Below are 21,693 nucleotides of genomic sequence, written 5' to 3'. Positions count from 1 at the left end.
ATAAAAAGCCCGCTTATAAAGCGGGCTTTTTTGTCAGCATCAAACTGTCCTAATCCGCGCGTTGAGGCGTCGTTGTAGGTGCATTAGCCGATGACCGCGCCTGTGCCATAACTGCACGCTGCGCAGCAACTGACAGCGCAGGACGCTTCTCGTCAGCCAGCGCACTAATGATGATATCACTGAACGCATGCTCCACCGTGGCAGGTGTCGCCATGGGATGCGACGCACGTTTGATCACCTTAACCTCTGGCTCCGCTTGCACGGGTTTTTTAGCCTTTTCAGCAACAGCTTTTTTCGGTTTTGACTTCTTTTCCACCGGCTTTTCAGTCGACGTTGTGTCTTCTGTTTGCTCTGGCTGAGTGGTCGCACCTTCTACCGCTTCAAACAAGTCGGCTACCATCGGTTCCGATGGTGTCGCAGGCGCTTGAGGCTTCGCCTTTGCATCATTTGGTGTAGGTGTAGCATCTGACGTAGACTCATTGTCAGAGGTAGCCGTATCCTGCTCAGGTGCTTCAAAGTTAAGCTCGTCCTGCGCGACTTCCGCATCATTCTGTTGTTTGCGACGCTGACCGGCTGCCCGGTTGTGTCGCGGCGTTCTGCGGCTGCGAGATGATTTCTTCGCCTCATTGTTTTGCTCGGCCACTTGCTCTGCATCGTTTGCAACATGGGTATCATCAGCAACGGCAGCATTTGAGGCTGCAGAAGTATCAGTAACCGGTTGTGTGGGTTTCTGCTCATCTTTTGCGCTGGCGTTTTTGTCAGATGTTACATGCTCAACGGATTGAGTTTGCTCAGTCTTATTCTGTGCTTTTTCAGGTGCATTTGCCCGAACGCTGCGGCGCGAGCTACGACGCGTGCGACGCTCTTTAGTCGCCTCACTCTTCGCTTCACTCTGCTCGTTCACGTCATTGCGATCGTTGGCTGATTTTGCATCTTCCGTATTTTTGTTCGTTGACTTAGGACGGCCACGGCCGCGCTTAGGCTTTTGTTCAGAACTCTTATCGCGTGAGTTACTGCGATCGTCGGATTGCGCTTTATTACGATCATTGCGGCTATCGCGCTCGCCTTTATCGTCACGCGCCTCGCGTTTATTGCGTGGTTCTGTCTTACGCTCATTCCGACGCTGGTTGTTTCGGCCGCGCGTATTGCGGCGGTTTTGAGGCTTGTTGCGGCTTTCCGATTTAGCCGGTTTCTCAGGCTCCGGCGACTCGGCAAACAAACCTTTGATCCACTTCGACAGCGATGCGAACAGCCCCGGCTCTGCATTATTCACGGCTGCTGGTGCCACGGGCGGTGTCATTGGTGCCTGGGTGGGCGCAACCAGGCCTTGTAAAGCAGGCTGCTCGCGCTTCACTGGGGTTGCCGTTGCGATATCTGCCTTTTCAACTTCTGGTTCAAAAAGGTCCACATTGTAGCTCACGTCAGAAACACGCTCGTCTGCGCGGCGTCGCGTGATGTTGTAATGCGGTGTTTCCAAATTAGGGTTTGGAATAATCAGCAACTCAACTGAATGGCGTTCTTCGATATTACGTACGGCTTTACGCTTTTCATTGAGCAAGTAGGTTGCCACATTGACCGGAAGCTGCGCTTCAAGTTGTTGGGTATTTTCTTTGATGCTCTCTTCTTCTAGGATCCGTAAAATAGACAACGCTAACGACTCTGTACCGCGCACCGTACCATGGCCACTACAACGAGGACACACGTGATGGGCTGAGTCTCCCAATGACGGGCGTAAACGCTGACGTGACATCTCCAATAAGCCGAAACGAGAAATTCGACCGATTTGAACCCGTGCACGATCCGGTGTTACCGCGTTTAACATGCGGTTTTCAACTTCACGTTGATTGCGCACAGGCGTCATGTCAATAAAGTCAATGACGACCAAGCCACCTAAGTCGCGCAGTCGTAATTGACGGGCAATTTCATCGGCTGCTTCTAAGTTGGTATTTAACGCGGTTTCTTCAATATCGCCGCCTTTGGTGGCGCGAGAAGAGTTGATATCGATAGAGGTTAGTGCTTCCGTTGGGTCGATAACGATCGAACCGCCGGAAGGTAAGCGAACTTCACGTTGAAAGGCTGATTCAATCTGACTTTCTATTTGATAGTGGCTGAACAGCGGCACTTCGCCTTTGTACATTTTCACGCGGCTGACAAAATCAGGGCGAACCAATTGAATATGCTGAAGCGCTTGTTCGTAAATGCTTTGCTTGTCGATTAGAATTTCACCGATATCTCGACGCAAATAATCCCGAATAGCCCGCACGATAACATTGCTTTCTTGGTGGATAAGAAACGGAGCAGGGCGCTCTTGCGCCACTTTACTCACCGCATCCCAATGTGTAATTAACACACTGAGATCCCACGCAAGCTCTTCGTAGGATTTACCCACGCCGGCAGTACGCACGATCAGGCCCATACCGTCAGGTAGTTCTAGCTGATTAAGAGCCTGCTTTAATTCTGTACGCTCATCACCTTCAATACGACGAGAAATACCACCTGCCCGAGGATTGTTTGGCATTAAAACAAGGTAGCTACCGGCAAGTGACACAAAGGTGGTTAAGGCCGCGCCTTTTTGGCCGCGCTCTTCTTTGTCGATTTGAACAATAACTTCCTGACCTTCTTTAACGACGTCTTTAATGTTTGGACGGCCTTCAAAGCGGTAACCATTAGGGAAGTAAGTCTTAGCAATTTCTTTGAGTGGAAGGAAACCGTGACGGTCAGCACCATAATCAACGAACGCAGCCTCAAGGCTGGGCTCTACGCGGGTAATGGTGCCTTTGTAGATGTTGGCTTTTTTCTGCTCGTGTCCGGGGCTTTCAATATCTAAATCGTAGAGTTTCTGCCCATCTACGAGGGCGACCCGCAACTCTTCTTGTTGAGTTGCATTGATCAACATTCTTTTCATTGTATCTTTCTCAGTTTATACCGATAAAAGACACAGAAGCGGATAGCGCATACTGTTCTGAGCGTCGTCGCGACGAGCGTTTATACGTGAAGCCAAATTAACCTGATGCCGCGAGCCGTCTTCATTCGACGGTGTTATTTCATTTTCGCTGAGCATCAAGTGTCAGGGAGGCAAAACCTTGCGAGTTTCAAATTTCAATGATTGGGCGAGCGATTTCACTCGGCCAATACTAATCCAGTTCTGTTACGATTATCGGCGATATTATTTATTATCGCGGAACCTGTCGGCCTATCAGCCCTATTAACAAGTTCGTTATGTTTGATGCAAGCGAATCTGGATGTTCTCAACAGATTACTTCATCAATGATCCGGCTGTGAAAAGAGTGGATAACTAATTTCCTACTCGGCGGATGCTGTATTATCGCACTTTTTAGTAATTTCAAGCAAGTAAAGTCATATTTTATTTAACATCGCTTACCAGAGTCTGGTTTTCTAAGGTAAACTCGCGCCCATGAAAACATCCGAATCTCTCTCAGTGACATTTCACACCATCGATGATGACCAAGCCGGTCAGCGCATCGATAACTTTCTGCGCACACAGTTGAAAGGCGTGCCCAAGAGCATGATTTATCGCATCGTTCGAAAGGGCGAGGTGCGAGTCAATAAAAAACGCATTAAACCCGAATATAAATTGAATGGCGGCGACGTCGTGCGGATCCCGCCTGTTCGCCAGCCGGAAGAGAATGCTTTGCCCTCGGTCAAACTCGACCGTGTTGCTGAGCTTGAGTCTGCCATTCTGTTCGAGGATGAGCGCTTGATCGTGATTAACAAACCTAGTGGTACTGCGGTTCACGGCGGGAGCGGACTGAGCTTTGGTCTCATTGAAGGGCTGCGTGCATTACGACCCAACGCCCCGTTTCTGGAATTAGTGCACCGGCTGGATCGTGATACATCAGGATGCATTTTGGTGGCCAAGAAGCGCTCCGCGCTGCGCCACCTGCATGAACAACTCCGTGAGAAGACGGTCGATAAACGCTATTTGGCACTGGTTGCCGGTGAATGGCCAAAGGCTCGCACTAAAGTGAAAGCACCGTTGCACAAGAACGTGCTTCAGTCGGGTGAACGTATGGTTTTTGTCAATGATCAGGGCAAGCCATCGGAAACACATTTTGCTATTAAGGAATCGCTGCCTGGCGCAACACTGGTCGAGGCGTCGCCCATCACCGGGCGCACACATCAAATCCGGGTCCATTGTTTACATGCCGGCCATGCGATTGCTGGCGATACAAAATATACCGATGAGGCGTTTGAAGCCTATGTTAAGCCACTGGGCAGTAGCCGATTGTTTTTACATGCGCACAAAATAACGTTTATACACCCAGCCACTGAAAAGCAGCATACTTGCATGGCGCCGTTGCCCAACGCGCTCGAAACGTTGCTTACCGCACTAAGACGACAGGAAAGCAGTTCAAATGAAATATGACTTAGTGATCTTTGACTGGGATGGAACCTTAATGGATTCGGCCGCAAAGATTGTCAAATGTATGCAGCTCGCTGCGCAAGATGCCGGTCTAGCGATCCCCTCGCGTGAAGCTGCCGAAAACATCATTGGTATCAGTTTGGTGCCTGCCACTGCTCAGCTATTTGACGAAGATAATCCTGAAGTGGTTGCTCACATTGTCAATCGCTATAAATTTCATTATATAAACAGCGATAAAACACCGTGCCCATTGTTTCCGGGTATCATACCACTGCTGGATGCCTTGGAACCGACGCCAGCCACTCTGGCCGTCGCCACTGGCAAGGCACGTCGCGGGTTGGAGCGAGCCTGGGACAATACGGAAACGCGCCACTACTTTTCTCATTCTCGCTGTGCCGACGAAGCTGAATCGAAACCATCGTCAGACATGCTGCTTCAGTTGTTGGATGAAACCGGAATCGATATTCAAAAATCAGTTATGATTGGCGATACCACATACGATATGCAAATGGCTGAGCAAATTGGCATGGATCGCATCGGTGTGGATTATGGTGTTCATGGTAAGCATCGTTTGAATGCGCATCAGCCAGTGTTTGTGGCGGAATCAGTCGCTGAGCTACATCAGTACCTATTGCGAGCGTAATTCAAAAGCATCTTCCCCGTTTGTACTTTCAGTATATGGCACGGTACAAGCTGGCTTTTTTGATTTTTAATGTCGTTCCGTATGTTGCACTGAAAATTATTGGCTAACTAGAGCGTTTGGTCTTTGCGATTACGCTATCCCTTTTGATAGCGTCTGCGTTACCCAAGATTGAGGCATGCCGGGTCCCTGAATAACGGGTCAACACCAAATTCAAGGAGTATGCTGGTTAACGCAATCAGCGGTAAACCAATTAAACTATTAGGGTCACTGCCTTGCATACTTTCAAACAGCCGAATACCCAAGCCTTCACACTTAAAGCTGCCAGCACAATCGAGGGGCTGCTCCTTCTCAACGTAACGCTCTATTTGCGCGAGTGAAAGCTGACGAAATTGAACGGTAAAGGTTTCACACTGGGTGATTTGTTGACGTGTTTGCGCATCCAACACACTCAGTCCGGTGTAAAAAGTGACCGATTGGCCACTGCATTGGCTTAATTGGTGGATCGCTTTTTCTATTGAGCCGGGTTTGCCTAAGTGAATAGCAGGTTGATCCGGCAGCACCAATTGCGCAACTTGATCGGAGCCGATGATCAGTCCCTGAGCGCAATGCGCGGCGACAGCCGCTGCTTTTTTGGCTGCAAGTCGGCCTGCCAGTTCATGCGCAGGCTCGTTGTGTTTTGCCGTTTCGTCAACCTGTGGGCTGAACGTATCGAAGGTCAGGCCCAGTTGCCTGAGCAGGTTCGCTCGATAAGGGGAACTTGAGGCTAAAATAATTGGTGTATGCTGCGGGTTTACTGGCTTTACGCGTAAAGGATTCAATGAATTATTTCTTTGACTAACGTACTCATACTCTATATTATGCGCGCCCTATGCAGAAAGTGAAACTGCCTCAGCAGATCGACCCCGTTAAAAGCGCAGTAAAACGTTCCGACTACGTTGGCGTTATTGCGACTAAAGACTTGAGTCGATTTACCGAAGCAGTGAGCAGTTGCAGCGATGTTGTTGATGTCACCGTAAAGTTTGCAAAAGACGCGCAGGGTCTTACTTTCTTTCACGGCAACATGGCGACTGACACTACACTTATCTGTCAACGGTGTAATGGTGAGCTTGCTCATCGGCTCGACATTGAGTTTTGTTTCAGTCCTGTGCAGAGGGCTGAAGATGCTGAACTTGACGAGCTACCGGAAGTGTACGAACCGGTTGAAGTAAACGAATATGGAGAAATCGATTTATTTCAGTTGTTAGAAGACGAGCTTATATTAGCTTTGCCGATTGTGCCGCTTCATGCAGAGGAGCAGTGCCCAGTTAAGCAAAACGATTTAAGTTTTGGTCAGATAGCAGAGGAAGAGACACGCAAAAACCCATTTGCGGTTTTGAAAGAACTTAAGCGAGATCAGGAGTAATTTATGGCAGTACAAAAAAATCGTAAAACACGTTCTAAGCGTGGTATGCGTCGTTCACACGATGCGTTAACAGGTTCTACTTTGTCTGTTGATTCAACATCGGGTGAAACACACCTTCGCCACAACGTAACCGCTGATGGTTACTACCGTGGCAAAAAAGTTGTTGGTGTATAAGATAACTGCTTAATCGCAGATTATTATCTTGCCATCGCTAACAATTGCGTTAGATATTATGGGGGGCGATCACGGCCCCCATGTTATTTTAGACGCTTCTCTTCGAGCGATAATCTCGCTGGATCAATGCCACTTTATCCTGTGTGGCGACCAATCTATTATCCAACCCGCCCTTATTCAGCTTACTGAATCCGCCAGAGAACGCGTTATTGTCGAACATTGCGATCAATGCGTTGAAATGGATGAAAAGCCCACTCAAGCGCTGCGAACTAAAAAACGGTCGTCCATGCGCAAAGCATTGGCTCTGGTGGCTGACGGCCAGGCCGATGCCTGTGTCAGTGCGGGAAACACGGGTGCGTTGATGGCAATGGCTTATTTGATGCTTAAAACCTTGCCCGGTATTGATCGCCCCGCGTTGGTCAGTGCAATGCCCACCGCGTCACATCATCGTGTGTTCCTGCTCGACTTAGGGGCGAATGTTAATTGTGATTCTGAGGCGTTGTTTCAATACGGGGTGATGGGCTCCGTATTAGCTGAACAAACAGCTAAAATCACTTCGCCCCGAGTCGCATTGCTGAATGTGGGTGAAGAGGAAATTAAAGGCAATGCGCAAGTTAAATACACCGATCAACTGTTTAAAAATGCAAAAAGTATTAACTATATTGGTTATGTGGAAGGTGACGATATTTTTACGGACGTGGCTGACGTGGTCGTCACCGATGGTTTTACCGGCAATATCGCGTTAAAGGCCAGTGAAGGCTTGGCAAAACTCGTGATCAATGAAGTAAAACGTGTATCGCAGCAAAATTGGTATTCGCGAATTTTAGCCAAAGTGTCATTGCCCATACTGAAAAGCATTTATAATCGAGTGAACCCCGACCAGTATAATGGGGCGAGTCTGTTAGGATTGCGCGGCATTGTGGTTAAGAGCCACGGGAACGCCACAGCAGACGCCTTTTATTATGCGATTAAACAAGCGTGCAATGAAGCCGAGATGCAAGTTCCTGAGAAAATAAAAACGAGAATTGAACAGGTTTTGTTGGAGCAGCACTAAGCATGTATTCACGATTTATCGGTACGGGAAGTTATTTTCCCAAAGACGTTCGCACAAACGCAGATCTCGAAGTGATGGTTGATACCTCAGACGAATGGATCACCGATCGGACCGGCATTAAAGAGCGTCGTATCATTGCTGCAGACGAGACCGCTGCAACGATGGGCGCGCTCGCCAGTCAAGAAGCGATTGCCGCGGCGGAGATTGACCCGACAACCATTGATATGATTGTTTGCGCCACCACAAGTGGTCGTTATGCGCTTCCCAGCACAGCGTGTGAAATTCAAAAGATTTTAGGGTTAGACGGTATTCCCGCGTTTGACGTGGCTGCGGCTTGTGCAGGGTATTGTTACGCATTAAGTGTTGCTGATCAGTACATCAAGTCGGGCATGTGCAAGCGAATTTTGGTTGTGGGTAGCGATTGTTTAAGCCGTTCTATCAATCCCGCCGATCGCACCATGGTAATATTGTTCGGAGATGGCGCAGGTGCGACGATTATAGAAGCCAGCGAAGAGCCGGGTATTCTTTCTACTCACATTCATGCCGCAGGCAGTTACGGTGATTTACTCACAATAGGTTTCCCAACACACGGTGATGAAGCATCCGTTCATGAAAACTGGGGCTCTATGAAAGGCAATGAAGTGTTCAAAGTGGCCGTGAAGAAGCTCAGTGAAGTGGTTGAGCAAACATTAAATGCCAACGGGATGCAAAAATCAGATTTAGACTGGCTGGTACCACATCAGGCGAACTTCAGGATTATCAAAGCCACTGCGAAGAAACTTGACATGGATCTCAGTCAAGTGGTCATCACGCTAGAAAAATATGGCAATACGTCAGCTGCGACTGTTCCAACGGCGCTGGATGCGGCAATAAGAGATGGTCGAATTAAACGCGGCCAGCATCTATTATTAGAAGCGTTCGGCGGTGGTTTCGCTTGGGCGTCTGCGTTAGTACGTTACTAATCATCTAAGGACTCACTATGTCAACGATTGCATGTGTGTTCCCTGGGCAGGGATCACAGTCGGTGGGAATGCTAGCCAATATGGCAGAAGAATATTCCCTGATAGAACAAACCTTTCAGGAAGCTTCCGATAGCTTAGGGTATGACCTTTGGACATTGGTCCAGCAGGATGCCGATAAACTGAATCAAACTCATATTACTCAACCCGCACTGCTGACAGCCAGTGTTGCTTTGTGGCGTGTATTTCAGGAGCAGGGCGCGGCAAAGCCCGAATATCTCGCAGGGCATAGTCTCGGGGAGTATTCGGCCTTGGTGTGCGCTGGTGCGCTCGATTTGGCCGACGCGGTTAAATTGGTTGAAGCGCGAGGGCAGTTTATGCAGCAGGCTGTTCCAGCCGGAGAAGGTGCCATGTTTGCGATCATTGGGCTTGATGACGCTGAAATCAAAGCACAATGTGAGCGCGCTGCGCAAAGCTGCGGTGAGGTGGTGGCACCGGTCAACTACAACTCACCCGGTCAGGTGGTAATTGCAGGTTCAACCAAAGCGGCAACTGCTGCGGCTGAAGGCTGCAAAAATGCCGGTGCGAAACGCGCCTTGCCTTTATCAGTCAGCGTGCCGTCGCATTGTGCATTGATGAAGCCAGCGGCGCTTCAACTTGAAGCGCTATTGCAGAGTGTCGAATTGCGCACCCCGTCAATCGCTGTTGTCAATAATGTTGATGTGCGCGTTGAGTCAGAGCCAAGCAAGATTAAAGATGCGTTGGTGCGTCAATTATATTGTCCGGTGCGTTGGACTGAATCGGTAGAGTTTTTGGCCGATAACGGCATAGATACATTGTATGAGATAGGGCCTGGTAAAGTGCTGACAGGATTGACCAAGCGTATTGATAAGTCATTAGGCGGCATGGCGCTAAATGAAGCAAAGCATTTTGAAGAGTTGGATTTTTAAGGAGCACATATGCTGAATGTAAGCGGAAAAGTTGCGTTAGTCACTGGGGCGAGTCGTGGCATTGGTAAAGCCATCGCCGAACAACTGGTCGCTAACGGAGCCTTTGTCGTTGGCACGGCTACATCAGAGTCAGGTGCAGAGGCCATCTCAGCCTATTTAGGCAACAATGGGGTTGGCAAATGCCTGAATGTAACTGACGCGGATGGCGTCGCCGATTTAATTAGCTGGATCAGCAACGAGCACGACGGTGTCGATATTTTGGTCAATAACGCGGGCATAACAAAAGATAACTTGTTGATGCGCATGAAAGAAGACGAGTGGGATGCGATTATTAATACGAATTTGAAATCGATTTTCACGCTTTCAAAAGCCGTGTGTCGCGGAATGATGAAAAAGCGCGCCGGTCGAATCATCAATATTGGCTCTGTCGTGGGTAGCGCTGGAAACGGCGGCCAAGCGAATTACGCAGCGGCTAAGGCCGGTGTGATAGGATTTACCAAATCGATGGCGCGTGAAGTCGCTAGTCGTGGTATTACTGTGAATGTTGTGGCGCCAGGCTTTATTGATACTGATATGACACAATCGTTAACGGAAGAGCAAAAACAGGCTATCTTTGCCGATGTGCCGGCCAATCGCTTAGGAAAACCAGAAGAGATTGCCGCTGCGGTTGCGTTCCTTGCTGGTCCGTCTGCCGGTTACATCACCGGTGAGACACTGCACGTTAACGGCGGGATGTTTATGCAATAAACAGGTGCACTTTCAAACAGAAATGGGCGCTTGATTGTTAAGAATTTGTTGATACACTTTCAGAGTTGGCTGGTTCGACCTCAGGCGATATGGCAATTGTAACTTGCAAGGTCATTTCAGGCTGAATAAACTAGCCGCAATTTTTATCTAGTGACGTTAAGGGAAATCTAGAATTATGAGTAACATCGAAGAACGCGTTAAGAAGATCATCGTTGAGCAACTTGGCGTAAAAGAAGAAGAAGTAAAATCTGAAGCATCGTTTGTAGATGATCTTGGTGCAGACTCTTTGGATACGGTTGAACTAGTGATGGCACTGGAAGAAGAGTTTGATACTGAAATTCCAGATGAAGAAGCCGAAAAGATCACGACGGTCCAATCTGCAGTTGATTACATTAACGCAAACAAAGACGCGTAATCGTATTCTCCCAAACGGCCCTGTTTCAGGGCCGTTTTCAATATACCCTTACTAAATTCGTGAAATATCGGGGGCAAAGTGACCAAACGGCGCGTTGTGGTAACCGGTATGGGAATGCTTTCACCACTTGGCAATACCGTTGAAGAAACATGGAACGGCGTGCTAAAGGGGCAGAGCGGCATTGGCCCCATTACCCATTTTGATACAGAACAGTTTTCTACTCGCTTTGCGGGCGAAGTCAAAGACTTCGACGCAGCGGCATACATTCCGCCCAAAGACGTTAAAAAGATGGATCGCTTCATTCAACTGGGTATAGCCGCAGCGAAGCAAGCCATTGCAGACGCTCAATTAGATGTCAATGAGCAAAACGCACACCGCGTTGGCGTCGCTATCGGCTCAGGCATTGGCGGTTTGCAACTGATTGAAGAAAATCATACTAAATTAACCAAAAGTGGCCCTAAGCGCGTTTCACCGTTTTTTGTGCCTTCCACCATTACCAACATGATTTCAGGCTTTCTGTCGATCATGGAAGGGCTTAAAGGGCCAAACCTGAACATTGTGACCGCCTGCACAACGGGTGTCCACAATATCGGTATCGCGGCTAGAACCATCGCGTATCACGATGCAGATGTCATGGTAGCAGGGGGCGCAGAAGCCTCTATAACGCCGCTGGGTATGGCTGGGTTTGCCGCCGCACGCGCGTTAAGTTCGCGTAACGATGATCCCACAGCCGCAAGTCGCCCCTGGGACAAAGCCCGCGACGGGTTTGTGATGGGCGAGGGCGCAGGTGTGGTTGTATTGGAGTCACTTGAACACGCGCAAGCCCGCGGAGCCAAGATCTACGGCGAGCTGGTTGGCTTTGGAATGAGTGGTGATGCTTACCACATGACATCACCGCCTGAGAATGGTGAGGGTGCCGCCATGTCGATGCAAAATGCAATTCGCGACGCTGGCATTGAAGCCTCTGCGATTGGTTATGTTAACGCACATGGCACGTCTACGCCTGCCGGTGACATCGCCGAATTGCGGGCGGTTAAAGCCGTGTTTGGCGATGCAGTATCAGATGTGAAGGTCAGCTCGACAAAATCGATGATTGGGCACCTGTTAGGTGCAGCTGGCTCCGTCGAGGCGATATTTACCTTGTTGGCACTGCGTGACAAGATGGCCCCACCCACTATAAATCTGGATAACCCAGACGATGAGTGTGATATCGACTTAGTCGCTCACACCGCCAAGCCATTTCTCCATGACTATGCCTTATGCAACTCGTTTGGATTCGGTGGAACCAACGGCTCGCTGGTATTCAAACGCTTCGAATAAGCCACAGAAGGGCAACCTATGTCGGAATACCTCACCGGGTTTGCTCTTAACAGCCGCGCCGCTAATTACGGCGACGGCTGCTTTACTACAATTCGTGTGGTGGGCGGGCACCCACAGTTGCTGGGTTATCACGTCAAACGGCTTAAGGCCGACTGTCAAACGCTAGGTATTGATTACCCAGATCATATTGAGGGCGAGATTTTAGCGATCGCAGAAAAAAGCGTCATGCAGGGCGTTGTCAAAGTGGTCATTAGCCGTGGTGATGGCGGCCGAGGCTACTCGCCGCGTGACTGTGGGGCAGCGAAAGTGTATTTGTCTGAACACGCCTATCCTGAACATTACGATGCAAAACGAGCACACGGGGTCGTACTCAGTTTATCCGACGTAAGGCTTTCCAAGCAGCCCTTGCTAGCCGGTGCTAAACACCTGAATCGGCTGGAGCAAGTGCTGATTAAACGCGCCATGCCGGACGATGTTGATGATTGTCTCGTGCTCGACACGGCGGGCGCAGTTATCGAAGCATCAGCGGGTAACCTGTTTGCATTCAGTCCCGTGCAGAATGGCTGGATCACGCCTTTGCTGACCGAATGTGGAGTGAAAGGGGTTATGCGTGCTGCGGTTATAGACTACTTTGCTCAACAGAATGTGCAGGTTGAGGAACGTGAGCTGTCTGTTGATCACCTGCTTACGTGCTCTCGTCTGTTTATCTGTAATGCCTTGATGGGAATGATGCCGGTCAAGACTGTAAAAATTAACGATACGGTCGTATACGCGAGTGAGCCAAACTCTGCTGAGTTTAATCAGCTCTGTGCCGATTTCTGTGACTGGATGTCTCAGCGATGAAACGCATTCTCGTGGTGATCCTTGTCATCGTTATGCTTGTACTGAGCGTTGCGTTCTATTCGATGAATGCAATTTCGCAGGCGTTACTTCAGCCAGCCCAGATCACATCTGAACATAGTTTTGTGGTTGAGCGGGGCACATCTTACTACCAGCTGTTAACGCGATTGTCAGAGACTGAGCTGTACGACAACAGTGTCTGGTTAAAATTAGCGGTTAAGCTTGAGCCAGCGCTTGCGAATATCAAAGCGGGCACTTATCTTATTAGGCCAGCGCAGCCTCTTGAACAAACCTTGAATGATATTGCGGCAGGGCGGGAGCAACAATTTTCAATTACCCTTGTCGAAGGGCTCATTTTTACTGACTGGCTGGCGCAACTCAATAAGCACCCCCACACTATAAATCCAATGAATGAGCAAAGCGTGCAGCGATGGATAGCCGAGAGGCAGCTACCGGGAAACTCGATGGAAGGATGGTTGCTGGCCGATACGTATTTATTTACAGCGCATACCCCCGTTGTCTCGATTATCGAGCGAGCACACTCATCAATGCAGACATTGCTGAGCGAACTGTGGTCAACTCGATTCCCAGGCCTACCGTATGAAGAGCCTTACGAGGCCCTTATCATGGCATCGATTATTGAGAAGGAAACCGGCGTTGCACATGAGCGGGAGCATATTGCCGGCGTTTTTGTTAATCGCTTACATCAAAATATGCGTTTGCAAACCGATCCCACCGTTATTTATGGCATAGGCGAAGCCTTTGATGGCAATCTTACGCGTCAACATTTACGCACAACCACGCCATATAATACCTATCGTATCAATGGGTTGCCGCCTACGCCGATTGCAATGCCCGGTGAGGCATCGCTGCGCGCGGCATTCAATCCACTGGTTACTGATGATTTGTATTTTGTGTCAAAAGGCGATGGCACACATTTTTTCTCAGAGACCCTCGAACAACACAATCAAGCTGTGCGACAATACCAGCTAAATCAGAATCGTTAGAACAGTCATTATCCAATTGAATCACGGCAAATTTATTGTAGTTGAAGGGCTCGAAGGTGCGGGCAAAAGTTCAGTCATCGCGCTGATCATGAAGATCCTGTCCGAGGCAAAGGTTCACGCGATTCAAACCCGTGAACCCGGCGGTACACCGCTAGCTGAAGCGTTACGTGAATGTGTCAAGCAATCATGGCAGGAGCAGGTCACTACGGAAACTGAATTAATGCTCATGTATGCGTCGCGCTCTCAGTTGCTTGCCAATGTTATTTTTCCTGCTATCAACAAGGGGTGGTGGGTCGTTGGAGACCGTCACGATTTATCCTCACAAGCCTATCAGGGCGGTGGGCGTGGCGTAGAAGCCGAGCTGCTGTCTACGCTGCGGGATATTACGCTTAAGTCGTTCCGGCCTGATCTTACTGTTTACTTAGATGTTGATCCTGCCACAGGTTTGGAGAGGGCGAGAGGACGTGGTGAGTTGGATCGTATCGAACAGTCAGGCTTATCCTTTTTTGAACGCACGCGTGAAGCCTATCTAGATGCCGTTAAACACGACAGCAACATCGTTAAAGTAGACGCCATGCAACCGATGAAAGATGTGCATGCAGATGTCAGTGCGATTGTTACGGCGTTTTTAACCCCGTGACGCTTTCTGTCGACGCCTCGCAAGCCGTTAAGATTGACTGGTTTGCGGACACTCTGAGTGAACTTGCCAGCCGTGCGCAGCGCCAGCGTTTGCACCATGGATTGTTATTTATTGGTCAACGTGGCATTGGCAAGCAAGTTAGTGCCCATGAAATGGCTGGTCGTTTGTTGTGTAAGCAAGTGCGTTCGGATAATACTGCCTGTGGTGCCTGTCAGTCATGTGATTTGATGCAAGCCGGCAGCCATCCAGACTTTTATTGGTTGACCACTGACAAAACGCAAATTGGTGTTGACCTCATACGCAGCGCGATACAGTCGCTAAGCAGTAAGGCCCAACTCAGTCATAACAAAGTGTTAATTATCCCTGATGCGCATTTACTGAGTGACGCGGCGGCTAATGCACTGTTGAAAACACTCGAAGAACCGACACCATCCACTTTCATTATACTCGTCACGCATCAGCACAATCGGCTATTACCAACCATATTGAGCCGTTGCGAGAAAGTCATTTTTAATACGCCGACAACGGCGGAAAGTCTTGATTGGTTAGCAAAGGTTCGCCAAGACGACGCCATGTCATTACCGCAAGATCTATTAATTGATGAACGCTCGTTGGCTGCGTACGGCGGGGCACCATTATTGTTGTTGGACAGCGCTGAAGCGCAAAATGCGATCACGTTCACCCGCTTTATCGACACACTCAAGTCAATCGAATCAGGTCAGAGCGCAGAGGTGGATTTACTGGATGTTTCTACTCGTTGGCAAAACGATGCTGAGCAGGTCATCATCTGGCTACAGCGATATTGCCATCAACAAGCGCGACAGCAATCACGCGATTCACTCGCTACTGATACTGATACTGACTACTGGCAGCTCTATACGCAGACCACGCAGGCTGCGCAAAAAGTACGCCATGCGGGTACCAATAAAAGTATGTTGTTGTTCGAACTTTTTAATACCTTTAGGGAAGCTACCCACTATGTACGTTGATTCTCATTGCCACCTTGATCGCTTGGATCAAGATCATGCACAGCTAACGAAAACGCTAGAGTTTGCGCAGCAACGAGGCGTTGAGCACTTCTTGTGCGTCTCAGTGTCGGTTAACGAATTTGAATCAATGCGCAAAACAGTGGCGCCGTTTAACAATGTATCGATGTCCTGTGGTGTGCATCCACTGCATCAGGAAGATCGTTGCGAGATCGACCAGTTGCGTCAAGTTTGTCAAAGGGATGATGTGGTTGCTGTCGGAGAGACCGGGTTAGATTACTATTACAGCGCCGACACGAAAACAGTGCAAATGGCTTCGTTTATCGATCATATTCATGTGGCGAATGAAACCGGCAAACCTTTGATCATTCATACCCGAGATGCTCGTGAAGACACACTGGCTACACTAGAGACTCACTTGGCGTCACACACGAAGGGTGTATTACATTGTTTTACTGAGTCACTTGAAATGGCAGAACGCGCTATTGAAATGGGGTTTTATATTTCGTTTTCGGGGATTGTTACGTTTCGTAGTGCCGACGAATTAAGAGCAGTCGCCAAAGCGATCCCACTGGATCGCATGTTGATCGAAACTGATTCTCCTTGGTTGGCACCCGTGCCGCATCGGGGCAAGCAGAACCAACCGGGATTTGTGGTTGAGGTCGCTGAGTGTATTGCTAATTTGCGTGGTATTAGTACAGCGACGCTGGCTGAAGCAACCACGCGCAATTTCTATAGCTTGTTTGATCGTATTTCGCACGTATCATGAAAGAGATCCCAATTGTTCCGCTCTGGCGCCAGCCTTTAGCGAGGACCTTGTACAAAACGCATAAAAAGCCTGAGAGTCGATATTTTCAACTGGCAACTGCATGTGAGAGTTTAGGGATTGCCAACCGAACCGTGGTTTTCCGAGGTTTTGATGAGAGTAGCCGAGTACTTGTGATCACAGATACGCGCACGGCAAAATGGTCAGCGTTGAAAAAAGACCCTAAAGCGGCAATATGCTGGTATTTTACCGACACGCGAGAGCAATATCGATTATCAGGCAAAGCAACGTTGGTTGCTCACGATAGTGAAGAACACAACGCTTTACTCACCCGTTATTGGCATGATTTATCGAACGCGGCTAAGTGTCAATTTCTCTGGGGAACACCAGGGGAACGGCGTGATGATGGTAATTCACTGAGAGTTTCAGCGGAAACGATACCTGACCTTCCACCGAGTCATTTTTGCCTGCTCGCTATCGACATCAATCATGCTGATTACCTGAATCTACGTGGTGACCCGCAACAGCGCATTCGCTACACGCTCAACAGACAGAAGCAGTGGCGAGCAATCGATATTATTCCTTAAGGTTACTCCGCTTCCGCAAAAGTAAAACTTCTCTGAGCATCATTAGCGCTCCATGGCCCTTGAATAACATTAGCGTTGCACGCGTCATTCACGGACTGTGTGGCTACCGTTAAGCCAACAAGCGAGACACAGTATTCTGTGCACAAGGCTTTGATAATGAGTGCTTCTTCGTCAGCGAGTTGCAGGTTTTCAACGTAGATTGCTTCACACTGACCGCTTGTAATTAAACGCTTAATCCACGTAGGAAGTTGATCCGACTGAGGCTTCTGCATACGGATAGAGTGGCTGTGCTGCCGCATATCCTGTTTCTGGAATGAGACCGAATCAGCTAACAGATAGCGCCACCCGCGCTGCTGACGTGGTGTTTCAAAGTGAACAACATTTTGCGTATTGATTGAAATAGCGACCGGTAAAGACATAACAAAACCCTGATATTTATATAGCCTGTATACGTATACAGTATATGTGCGTTTTACGCTTTGCAAGCTTTTTTGTGTTTATTTTGTACACATCACCCTGTTGCTCGGTTGCTCGTGATCAAGCGATACTTCGCCAGACAACACCATTGACCGAGTGGGAAGGATTGCACGCAAGCACGTTATAAGCAGGGATAACACACTCTGGTTTTGATGCACCTCAATTCAAGTTCTGAAAGTCATTGCGGTTGCAGATATCATCGACTAATCTGTTTAGCACTGAAGAAGGAGTTTTCATGCACGGGTTTCGCTTGCTTATTTGCGTTGTCTTTTACACCTACCCGACAATCTTGTTGGCGCAGCATACGCCTGCCATCCTGCAACAGGTACGCTTCCACTCCGACAATGTATTCCTTACCCAAAAGATTAATCAATCGAGCCAAGATCCTTATTCAACCGCCGTTGATACCGTACAAATGCTGATGGACGAAATGGGCTATCACCATCCTGTCCTGAATGTGCCTTTGTCACGCTCTTTTATGCAATTAGACAAAGGCAACCCAGTGTGCGTGTTGAACAAAGTTAAGTCACCAGAGCGCGTTAAAAAGTATCTTTTTTCAAGCCCACTTAGTTACTTCCAAACTCAGCGTCTGTATCAGTTAGCCTCAGTAAAACCGTTAGGTGAACATTTACTGGATGAACGAGGTCAGGTGATCAGCGTCAGTGATGTGCTTGATGAATATACCCGTTCAGCCATTATTCTCCCTGAGAATTATTCGTTTGGTGAGGTATTGGATTCGGATATCGCACAGATTAATTCAAAACAAATTATTCCGATGTCCAACAGTGCGTATTATCAACGCTTTATGACACTGTTTGAGAAGCAGCGGGTTGACTTCGCTCTCATTTTTCCAGCATCCATGTACATCAATTTCGGTGATAGCGAACCGTACGAAACCCGAAGCTACGGAATTGCACAAACTCCTGACTTTGTTACTGGTCATGTGATCTGCGCAGATACCGAGGTGGGACAACAGACTATCGCGTTAATTGATCAGGCGTTGGCGTCGCTTTATCAAAGTGAGCGCTTTGTTGACGCCCATGTAGCTTATTTACCGCCTTCAGCACATACTGAAATACGTGACGTGATTTTAGAACATATCACTGCCCAATAGTGCATCAACCGCGAAAAATTTTACGCAGCCGTTCACGTCTTACATAGAGCAGAACCAAGACGAGTAGTCCGTAAACAACAGGCTCAACAACATCTGACTTTACTGACCAATAAAAATGAATAACAACCAACGGCGCACTCACATATACCCAATTGTGCAGTAATTGCCAACGCCGTCCCATACGACGACGCACCGCGGTAATCGATGTTGCAGCGAGTAGAAGCAGAATGATAAATGCGCTGAAGCCCACCGTGATGTAGGGCCGCTCAATAATTTCAGTCCCGATGAGTGCCCATTCTAATTGCAATTCAAACAACACAAAGGTTGCCAAATGCAGTAATGCATAGCTAAACGCCCATAGCCCAGTGGGACGACGTAATTTGATCAGATTTGCGGCCCTAAATCGTTTCGCCACGGGTGATATCGCGAGCGACAAAAGGAGTAGATTAAGCGCACCCATACCCGTGAAATGAAGTAAGCGATCAACGGGATCGCCAGCGACCTGATCGGTTACTGCCGTGAAAAATACATAGGCCACCCAACTAAAACTAACCCCATGTAAAAGCCACTTCAGTATCAGAATGCGGCGTTCCGACAAGCGCAGCGGTGTCGCTGACAATGCCTGCATCAGTAAAAACGACTTAAATCCATGCCGCTATACAGCGGAGCAACCTCTGGGTAGCCGTTGAACATCTGCGTTTCGATGCGATTGCGGGCGAGTAGGCCACCTGTGGTGATCCTGCGTTCGCGCGCTTGACTCCATCGAGGGTGATCAACCTTTGGATTAACATTGGCGTAAAAGCCGTACTCCTGCGGCGCGAGGCGGTTCCAGGTAGTGGGAGGCATTTGTTCGGTCAGCGTGATGCGTACAATCGACTTGATACTCTTAAAACCATATTTCCACGGCACAACCAGACGGATTGGCGCGCCGTTCTGAGGTGGGAGCGTTTTCCCATACATACCCACAGAAAGTATTGATAACGAATGCATGGCTTCGTCTAGCCTTAATCCTTCAACGTACGGATAATCTACACCGCCTCCAACAAAACGGCTGCGCTGCCCGGGCATTTGCTCTGGATCATACAGTGTTTGGAAGGCGACAAATTTTGCCCGACTGAGTGGTTTCGCCTGCTGCAGAATGTTGGCTAGCTCAAAACCAATCCACGGGATCACCATCGACCAGGCTTCTACACAACGCAGTCGGTAAATACGCTCTTCCAAGTCGAAGCGTTTGAAGAGATCGTCGTAGCTCAACGTGATGGGTTTCTCGACTAAGCCGTCGATCGTTAATGACCACGGGTCAACCGTAAAGTCCTGCGCATTTTCAGCAGGATCACCCTTGTCAGTACCAAATTCGTAAAAATTGTTATACGACGTTGATTTCACTTCAGGTGTTACCGTGTCGTTAATTTGAAATTGATCGGGCTGCGTAAAGGACAGATCGCGTCTTTCAAACACGTTCTCATCATCGTCATCGAACCAGCCAATACCTTGGGCCGATTGCGACAACAATGCACCGGCGCCGACAAACCCCATAGACTTTAAGAGTTGCCGCCGATTTAAGTAAGTGCGTTCGTCAGTGACGTCATTATCGGTCAGTCGAGAAACTGTTTTGTTCGATTTAAGTCGCATAACACGGATTACCTTGGTCTGTTTTACAGTTGCTACGCACTAAGACCTGATTTAGCTCGCTATTCTTTCATGTCGCATTGCACGCAAGCACAACGCGCTGACTTAAAGCGAAAGTGTGTCGTGTGTACCACCACGCTTGGGAATGAACATATTCGAGTATAGCCGCGACGCAAATTCATCTGTCATACCTGAGATATAATCCGCAATCACGCGGGCGCCCAAGTTGTTCTCCTGTGCATCTCCCCATCGCACTCGGGTATTGTCTGGTAACAGTCGCTCAGGATCTGAGCTAAACGCTTGGAACAATTCCATAACGACTTGTTGCCCCTTGTACTCTAAGAGCTGGATTTCAGGCTTTTGAATCACTTTATTAAATACAAAACGCTTAAATATCGAGAGGGCTTGCTGGTGTGCCTGTGGCATCTGCGCTTGATGGTCAAGCAGCGGGTGCTCAAATTGATGTTGCTGTGATAACGTGATGGCCGTGATAAACGTATTCACCAAAGCGCCAATCGCATTCTTGCGTTCGTAATGCTGGTCGCTGAAAAGTTTTACAGTGAGCGGTTCGATATGGTCAGATAACCAAGGCACTTGCATGGTTTGAATGGGTTGAGATACCCAGCGCCTGAATTCAGTTTCATTGACCATACCCATCACAATCGAATCTTCTAAATCATGCACCCCATAGGCAATGTCGTCGGCAAGCTCCATGATTGAACAATCAACCGACTTGTGAAGTGTGCGATGGTGTTGCGTTGGCGTTATTGTCGCGTCATCACCACTGTGGCGTATGAATTTCTGCCGGTCATGCGCGCTAAAAGGTGCCAAAAGCCAGTCAAAAATATCTTTATCGCAGGTAAATAGACCTTTCGCAGGGTGCCAGTCTCCAGCTCTTATTTGACGGAGGCTGTGAAGATTTGTGTCAGTGCTTTTGTTCGTTACGCGTAACTCTTCAATGAAGTTGGGATACTTTACCAGGCCTAAAACGGTACGTCGTGACAGATTCATGCCATGATGCTCGGTATAGGGTTCTAATTTACTCACAATCCGAAACGTTTGACCGTTTCCTTCAAATCCCCCCGCGTCGTGCATCATCACATTGAGTGCAATTTCACCACCATGACCAAAGGGAGGATGGCCTATGTCATGAGCTAAACAGAGTGCTTCAATGAGATTCGCGTCAAGTTCAACGGCCGCGCACGCTGCTGCATATTTTGCGTTCAACTGAGCACAAATGCCCACGCCTATTTGTGCGGCCTCCAGAGAATGCGTTAAGCGCGTACGATAGAAATCGCCGATCCCAACACCCAAAACCTGAGTTTTAGCCTGTAACCGCCGAAATGCTGCTGAGTGAAGTATTCTGGCTTTATCGCGCTGAAAGGGCGATCGGTGATCACCATCTCGATTTTCCACTCGCGGCAAGCGTCGTTCAATCCATTGATGTGTTAACGTCATGGCGTTATCAAGCTCCGGTAACTTGGAATGAAAATAGAATAACGTAGTTTGATCACACTGTAACCTTTGCAACAAGATAGCGAGTGTAAGTTCTGTTACTTTGTCTGTTATTTATGCAAAAATGAACTCTGGAGTGCGTTT

24 protein-coding genes are annotated in these 21,693 nt (G+C 48.6%); 18 read left to right on the top strand and 6 right to left on the bottom strand.

Features of this window, described 5'->3' with window-relative positions:
- Window positions 1-49: 49 nt before the first annotated feature.
- Window positions 50-2,905, bottom strand: a complete 2,856-nt coding sequence (rne, locus tag KIU71_RS08480; RefSeq protein ID WP_214130808.1) for a ribonuclease E — start codon at window positions 2,903-2,905, stop codon at window positions 50-52.
- A 510-nt stretch (window positions 2,906-3,415) separates the two neighbouring features.
- On the opposite strand from rne, the gene rluC reads away from it, so the two are divergent.
- Genes rluC through KIU71_RS18105 form a run of 3 tightly spaced genes read left to right on the top strand, consistent with a single transcriptional unit; the run spans window position 3,416 to window position 5,134 of the window.
- Window positions 3,416-4,387, top strand: a complete 972-nt coding sequence (gene rluC, locus KIU71_RS08475; protein ID WP_214130807.1) for a 23S rRNA pseudouridine(955/2504/2580) synthase RluC — start codon at window positions 3,416-3,418, stop codon at window positions 4,385-4,387.
- Window positions 4,377-5,027, top strand: coding sequence for an HAD-IA family hydrolase (locus tag KIU71_RS08470; RefSeq protein ID WP_214130805.1), 651 nt, complete (start codon window positions 4,377-4,379; stop codon window positions 5,025-5,027). Before rluC ends, KIU71_RS08470 begins: the two co-directional genes overlap by 11 nt.
- A 20-nt stretch (window positions 5,028-5,047) precedes the next feature.
- Window positions 5,048-5,134, top strand: a complete 87-nt coding sequence (locus tag KIU71_RS18105; RefSeq protein ID WP_390881843.1) for a hypothetical protein — start codon at window positions 5,048-5,050, stop codon at window positions 5,132-5,134.
- A gap of 51 nt (window positions 5,135-5,185) precedes the next feature.
- Here the strand turns inward: KIU71_RS18105 and KIU71_RS08465 are convergent, their stop codons facing one another.
- The gene (locus KIU71_RS08465) at window positions 5,186-5,845 is read right to left on the bottom strand and encodes a Maf family protein (protein WP_250207386.1); all 660 of its coding nucleotides are present in this window, start codon (window positions 5,843-5,845) and stop codon (window positions 5,186-5,188) included.
- 50 nt (window positions 5,846-5,895) lie between these two features.
- Here KIU71_RS08465 and yceD point away from each other — a divergent pair, with 50 nt between their 5' ends.
- The 14 genes from yceD (at window position 5,896) to KIU71_RS08395 (ending at window position 16,874) form a co-directional block, all read left to right on the top strand.
- Window positions 5,896-6,429, top strand: coding sequence for a 23S rRNA accumulation protein YceD (yceD, locus tag KIU71_RS08460; RefSeq protein WP_214130804.1), 534 nt, complete (start codon window positions 5,896-5,898; stop codon window positions 6,427-6,429).
- 3 nt (window positions 6,430-6,432) lie between these two features.
- Window positions 6,433-6,603 (top strand): 50S ribosomal protein L32, encoded by a 171-nt coding sequence (rpmF, locus tag KIU71_RS08455; RefSeq protein ID WP_214130803.1) that lies wholly within the window; start codon window positions 6,433-6,435, stop codon window positions 6,601-6,603.
- 28 nt (window positions 6,604-6,631) lie between these two features.
- On the top strand, window positions 6,632-7,657 hold the full coding sequence (gene plsX / locus KIU71_RS08450; RefSeq protein WP_214130802.1) for a phosphate acyltransferase PlsX: 1,026 nt from the start codon (window positions 6,632-6,634) through the stop codon (window positions 7,655-7,657).
- A 2-nt stretch (window positions 7,658-7,659) separates the two neighbouring features.
- A complete protein-coding gene (locus tag KIU71_RS08445) occupies window positions 7,660-8,619 on the top strand; it encodes a beta-ketoacyl-ACP synthase III (protein WP_214130801.1) in 960 nt (319 codons plus the stop codon).
- A gap of 17 nt (window positions 8,620-8,636) precedes the next feature.
- Window positions 8,637-9,566, top strand: coding sequence for an ACP S-malonyltransferase (gene fabD, locus KIU71_RS08440; protein ID WP_214130799.1), 930 nt, complete (start codon window positions 8,637-8,639; stop codon window positions 9,564-9,566).
- Window positions 9,567-9,575: 9 nt separating this feature from the next.
- On the top strand, window positions 9,576-10,313 hold the full coding sequence (fabG, locus tag KIU71_RS08435; RefSeq protein WP_214130797.1) for a 3-oxoacyl-ACP reductase FabG: 738 nt from the start codon (window positions 9,576-9,578) through the stop codon (window positions 10,311-10,313).
- 175 nt (window positions 10,314-10,488) lie between these two features.
- Window positions 10,489-10,728 (top strand): acyl carrier protein, encoded by a 240-nt coding sequence (gene acpP, locus KIU71_RS08430; protein WP_075609221.1) that lies wholly within the window; start codon window positions 10,489-10,491, stop codon window positions 10,726-10,728.
- A 78-nt stretch (window positions 10,729-10,806) separates the two neighbouring features.
- Entirely contained in the window at window positions 10,807-12,048 is a 1,242-nt protein-coding gene (fabF, locus tag KIU71_RS08425; protein WP_214130796.1) for a beta-ketoacyl-ACP synthase II, read from the top strand.
- A gap of 18 nt (window positions 12,049-12,066) precedes the next feature.
- Window positions 12,067-12,891, top strand: coding sequence for an aminodeoxychorismate lyase (pabC, locus tag KIU71_RS08420; RefSeq protein ID WP_214130794.1), 825 nt, complete (start codon window positions 12,067-12,069; stop codon window positions 12,889-12,891).
- Entirely contained in the window at window positions 12,888-13,895 is a 1,008-nt protein-coding gene (gene mltG, locus KIU71_RS08415; protein WP_214130792.1) for an endolytic transglycosylase MltG, read from the top strand. Before pabC ends, mltG begins: the two co-directional genes overlap by 4 nt.
- 16 nt (window positions 13,896-13,911) lie before the next feature.
- Window positions 13,912-14,535 (top strand): dTMP kinase, encoded by a 624-nt coding sequence (tmk, locus tag KIU71_RS08410; RefSeq protein ID WP_214130791.1) that lies wholly within the window; start codon window positions 13,912-13,914, stop codon window positions 14,533-14,535.
- A complete protein-coding gene (gene holB / locus KIU71_RS08405) occupies window positions 14,532-15,524 on the top strand; it encodes a DNA polymerase III subunit delta' (protein WP_214130790.1) in 993 nt (330 codons plus the stop codon). Before tmk ends, holB begins: the two co-directional genes overlap by 4 nt.
- The gene (locus KIU71_RS08400) at window positions 15,514-16,290 is read left to right on the top strand and encodes a TatD family hydrolase (RefSeq protein WP_214130789.1); all 777 of its coding nucleotides are present in this window, start codon (window positions 15,514-15,516) and stop codon (window positions 16,288-16,290) included. The genes holB and KIU71_RS08400 overlap by 11 nt, the downstream gene beginning before the upstream one ends.
- Entirely contained in the window at window positions 16,287-16,874 is a 588-nt protein-coding gene (locus KIU71_RS08395) for a pyridoxamine 5'-phosphate oxidase family protein (protein ID WP_214130788.1), read from the top strand. Before KIU71_RS08400 ends, KIU71_RS08395 begins: the two co-directional genes overlap by 4 nt.
- A gap of 2 nt (window positions 16,875-16,876) precedes the next feature.
- On the opposite strand, the gene KIU71_RS08390 is transcribed toward KIU71_RS08395, so the two are convergent.
- Complete coding sequence (locus KIU71_RS08390; RefSeq protein WP_214130787.1) at window positions 16,877-17,293, bottom strand: hypothetical protein; 417 nt, start codon at window positions 17,291-17,293, stop codon at window positions 16,877-16,879.
- Window positions 17,294-17,586: 293 nt separating this feature from the next.
- Between KIU71_RS08390 and KIU71_RS08385 the strand changes: the two genes are divergently transcribed.
- Entirely contained in the window at window positions 17,587-18,465 is an 879-nt protein-coding gene (locus KIU71_RS08385) for a hypothetical protein (protein ID WP_214130786.1), read from the top strand.
- Between the two features lie 4 nt (window positions 18,466-18,469).
- Here KIU71_RS08385 and msrQ read toward each other — a convergent pair whose 3' ends face one another.
- From msrQ to KIU71_RS08370, 3 genes are all read right to left on the bottom strand, one after another.
- A complete protein-coding gene (msrQ, locus tag KIU71_RS08380) occupies window positions 18,470-19,093 on the bottom strand; it encodes a protein-methionine-sulfoxide reductase heme-binding subunit MsrQ (protein ID WP_214130784.1) in 624 nt (207 codons plus the stop codon).
- A complete protein-coding gene (gene msrP / locus KIU71_RS08375; protein WP_214130783.1) occupies window positions 19,093-20,097 on the bottom strand; it encodes a protein-methionine-sulfoxide reductase catalytic subunit MsrP in 1,005 nt (334 codons plus the stop codon). Before msrP ends, msrQ begins: the two co-directional genes overlap by 1 nt.
- A gap of 102 nt (window positions 20,098-20,199) precedes the next feature.
- Window positions 20,200-21,552: an anti-phage deoxyguanosine triphosphatase gene (locus KIU71_RS08370; RefSeq protein WP_214130781.1), complete on the bottom strand. Its 1,353-nt coding sequence runs from the start codon at window positions 21,550-21,552 to the stop codon at window positions 20,200-20,202.
- Window positions 21,553-21,693 lie beyond the last annotated feature (141 nt).

It is taken from the genome of Alteromonas oceanisediminis (assembly GCF_018474025.1).
Taxonomy (GTDB): domain Bacteria; phylum Pseudomonadota; class Gammaproteobacteria; order Enterobacterales; family Alteromonadaceae; genus Alteromonas_E; species Alteromonas_E oceanisediminis.
The sequence above is the reverse complement of the archived record's forward strand: the minus strand, read 5'-3'. Positions and strand labels throughout refer to the sequence as shown.

Excerpts from the sequence above, each read along its gene's own strand:
- rne (WP_214130808.1), bottom strand. The coding sequence starts at position 2,905 with ATGAAAAGAATGTTGATCAATGCAACTCAACAAGAAGAGTTGCGGGTC.
- rluC (WP_214130807.1), top strand. The coding sequence starts at position 3,416 with ATGAAAACATCCGAATCTCTCTCAGTGACATTTCACACCATCGATGAT.
- KIU71_RS08470 (WP_214130805.1), top strand. The coding sequence starts at position 4,377 with ATGAAATATGACTTAGTGATCTTTGACTGGGATGGAACCTTAATGGAT.
- yceD (WP_214130804.1), top strand. The coding sequence starts at position 5,896 with ATGCAGAAAGTGAAACTGCCTCAGCAGATCGACCCCGTTAAAAGCGCA.
- rpmF (WP_214130803.1), top strand. The coding sequence starts at position 6,433 with ATGGCAGTACAAAAAAATCGTAAAACACGTTCTAAGCGTGGTATGCGT.
- KIU71_RS08445 (WP_214130801.1), top strand. The coding sequence starts at position 7,660 with ATGTATTCACGATTTATCGGTACGGGAAGTTATTTTCCCAAAGACGTT.
- fabD (WP_214130799.1), top strand. The coding sequence starts at position 8,637 with ATGTCAACGATTGCATGTGTGTTCCCTGGGCAGGGATCACAGTCGGTG.
- fabG (WP_214130797.1), top strand. The coding sequence starts at position 9,576 with ATGCTGAATGTAAGCGGAAAAGTTGCGTTAGTCACTGGGGCGAGTCGT.
- acpP (WP_075609221.1), top strand. The coding sequence starts at position 10,489 with ATGAGTAACATCGAAGAACGCGTTAAGAAGATCATCGTTGAGCAACTT.
- pabC (WP_214130794.1), top strand. The coding sequence starts at position 12,067 with ATGTCGGAATACCTCACCGGGTTTGCTCTTAACAGCCGCGCCGCTAAT.
- mltG (WP_214130792.1), top strand. The coding sequence starts at position 12,888 with ATGAAACGCATTCTCGTGGTGATCCTTGTCATCGTTATGCTTGTACTG.
- KIU71_RS08400 (WP_214130789.1), top strand. The coding sequence starts at position 15,514 with ATGTACGTTGATTCTCATTGCCACCTTGATCGCTTGGATCAAGATCAT.
- KIU71_RS08395 (WP_214130788.1), top strand. The coding sequence starts at position 16,287 with ATGAAAGAGATCCCAATTGTTCCGCTCTGGCGCCAGCCTTTAGCGAGG.
- KIU71_RS08390 (WP_214130787.1), bottom strand. The coding sequence starts at position 17,293 with ATGTCTTTACCGGTCGCTATTTCAATCAATACGCAAAATGTTGTTCAC.
- KIU71_RS08385 (WP_214130786.1), top strand. The coding sequence starts at position 17,587 with ATGCACGGGTTTCGCTTGCTTATTTGCGTTGTCTTTTACACCTACCCG.
- msrQ (WP_214130784.1), bottom strand. The coding sequence starts at position 19,093 with ATGCAGGCATTGTCAGCGACACCGCTGCGCTTGTCGGAACGCCGCATT.
- msrP (WP_214130783.1), bottom strand. The coding sequence starts at position 20,097 with ATGCGACTTAAATCGAACAAAACAGTTTCTCGACTGACCGATAATGAC.
- KIU71_RS08370 (WP_214130781.1), bottom strand. The coding sequence starts at position 21,552 with ATGACGTTAACACATCAATGGATTGAACGACGCTTGCCGCGAGTGGAA.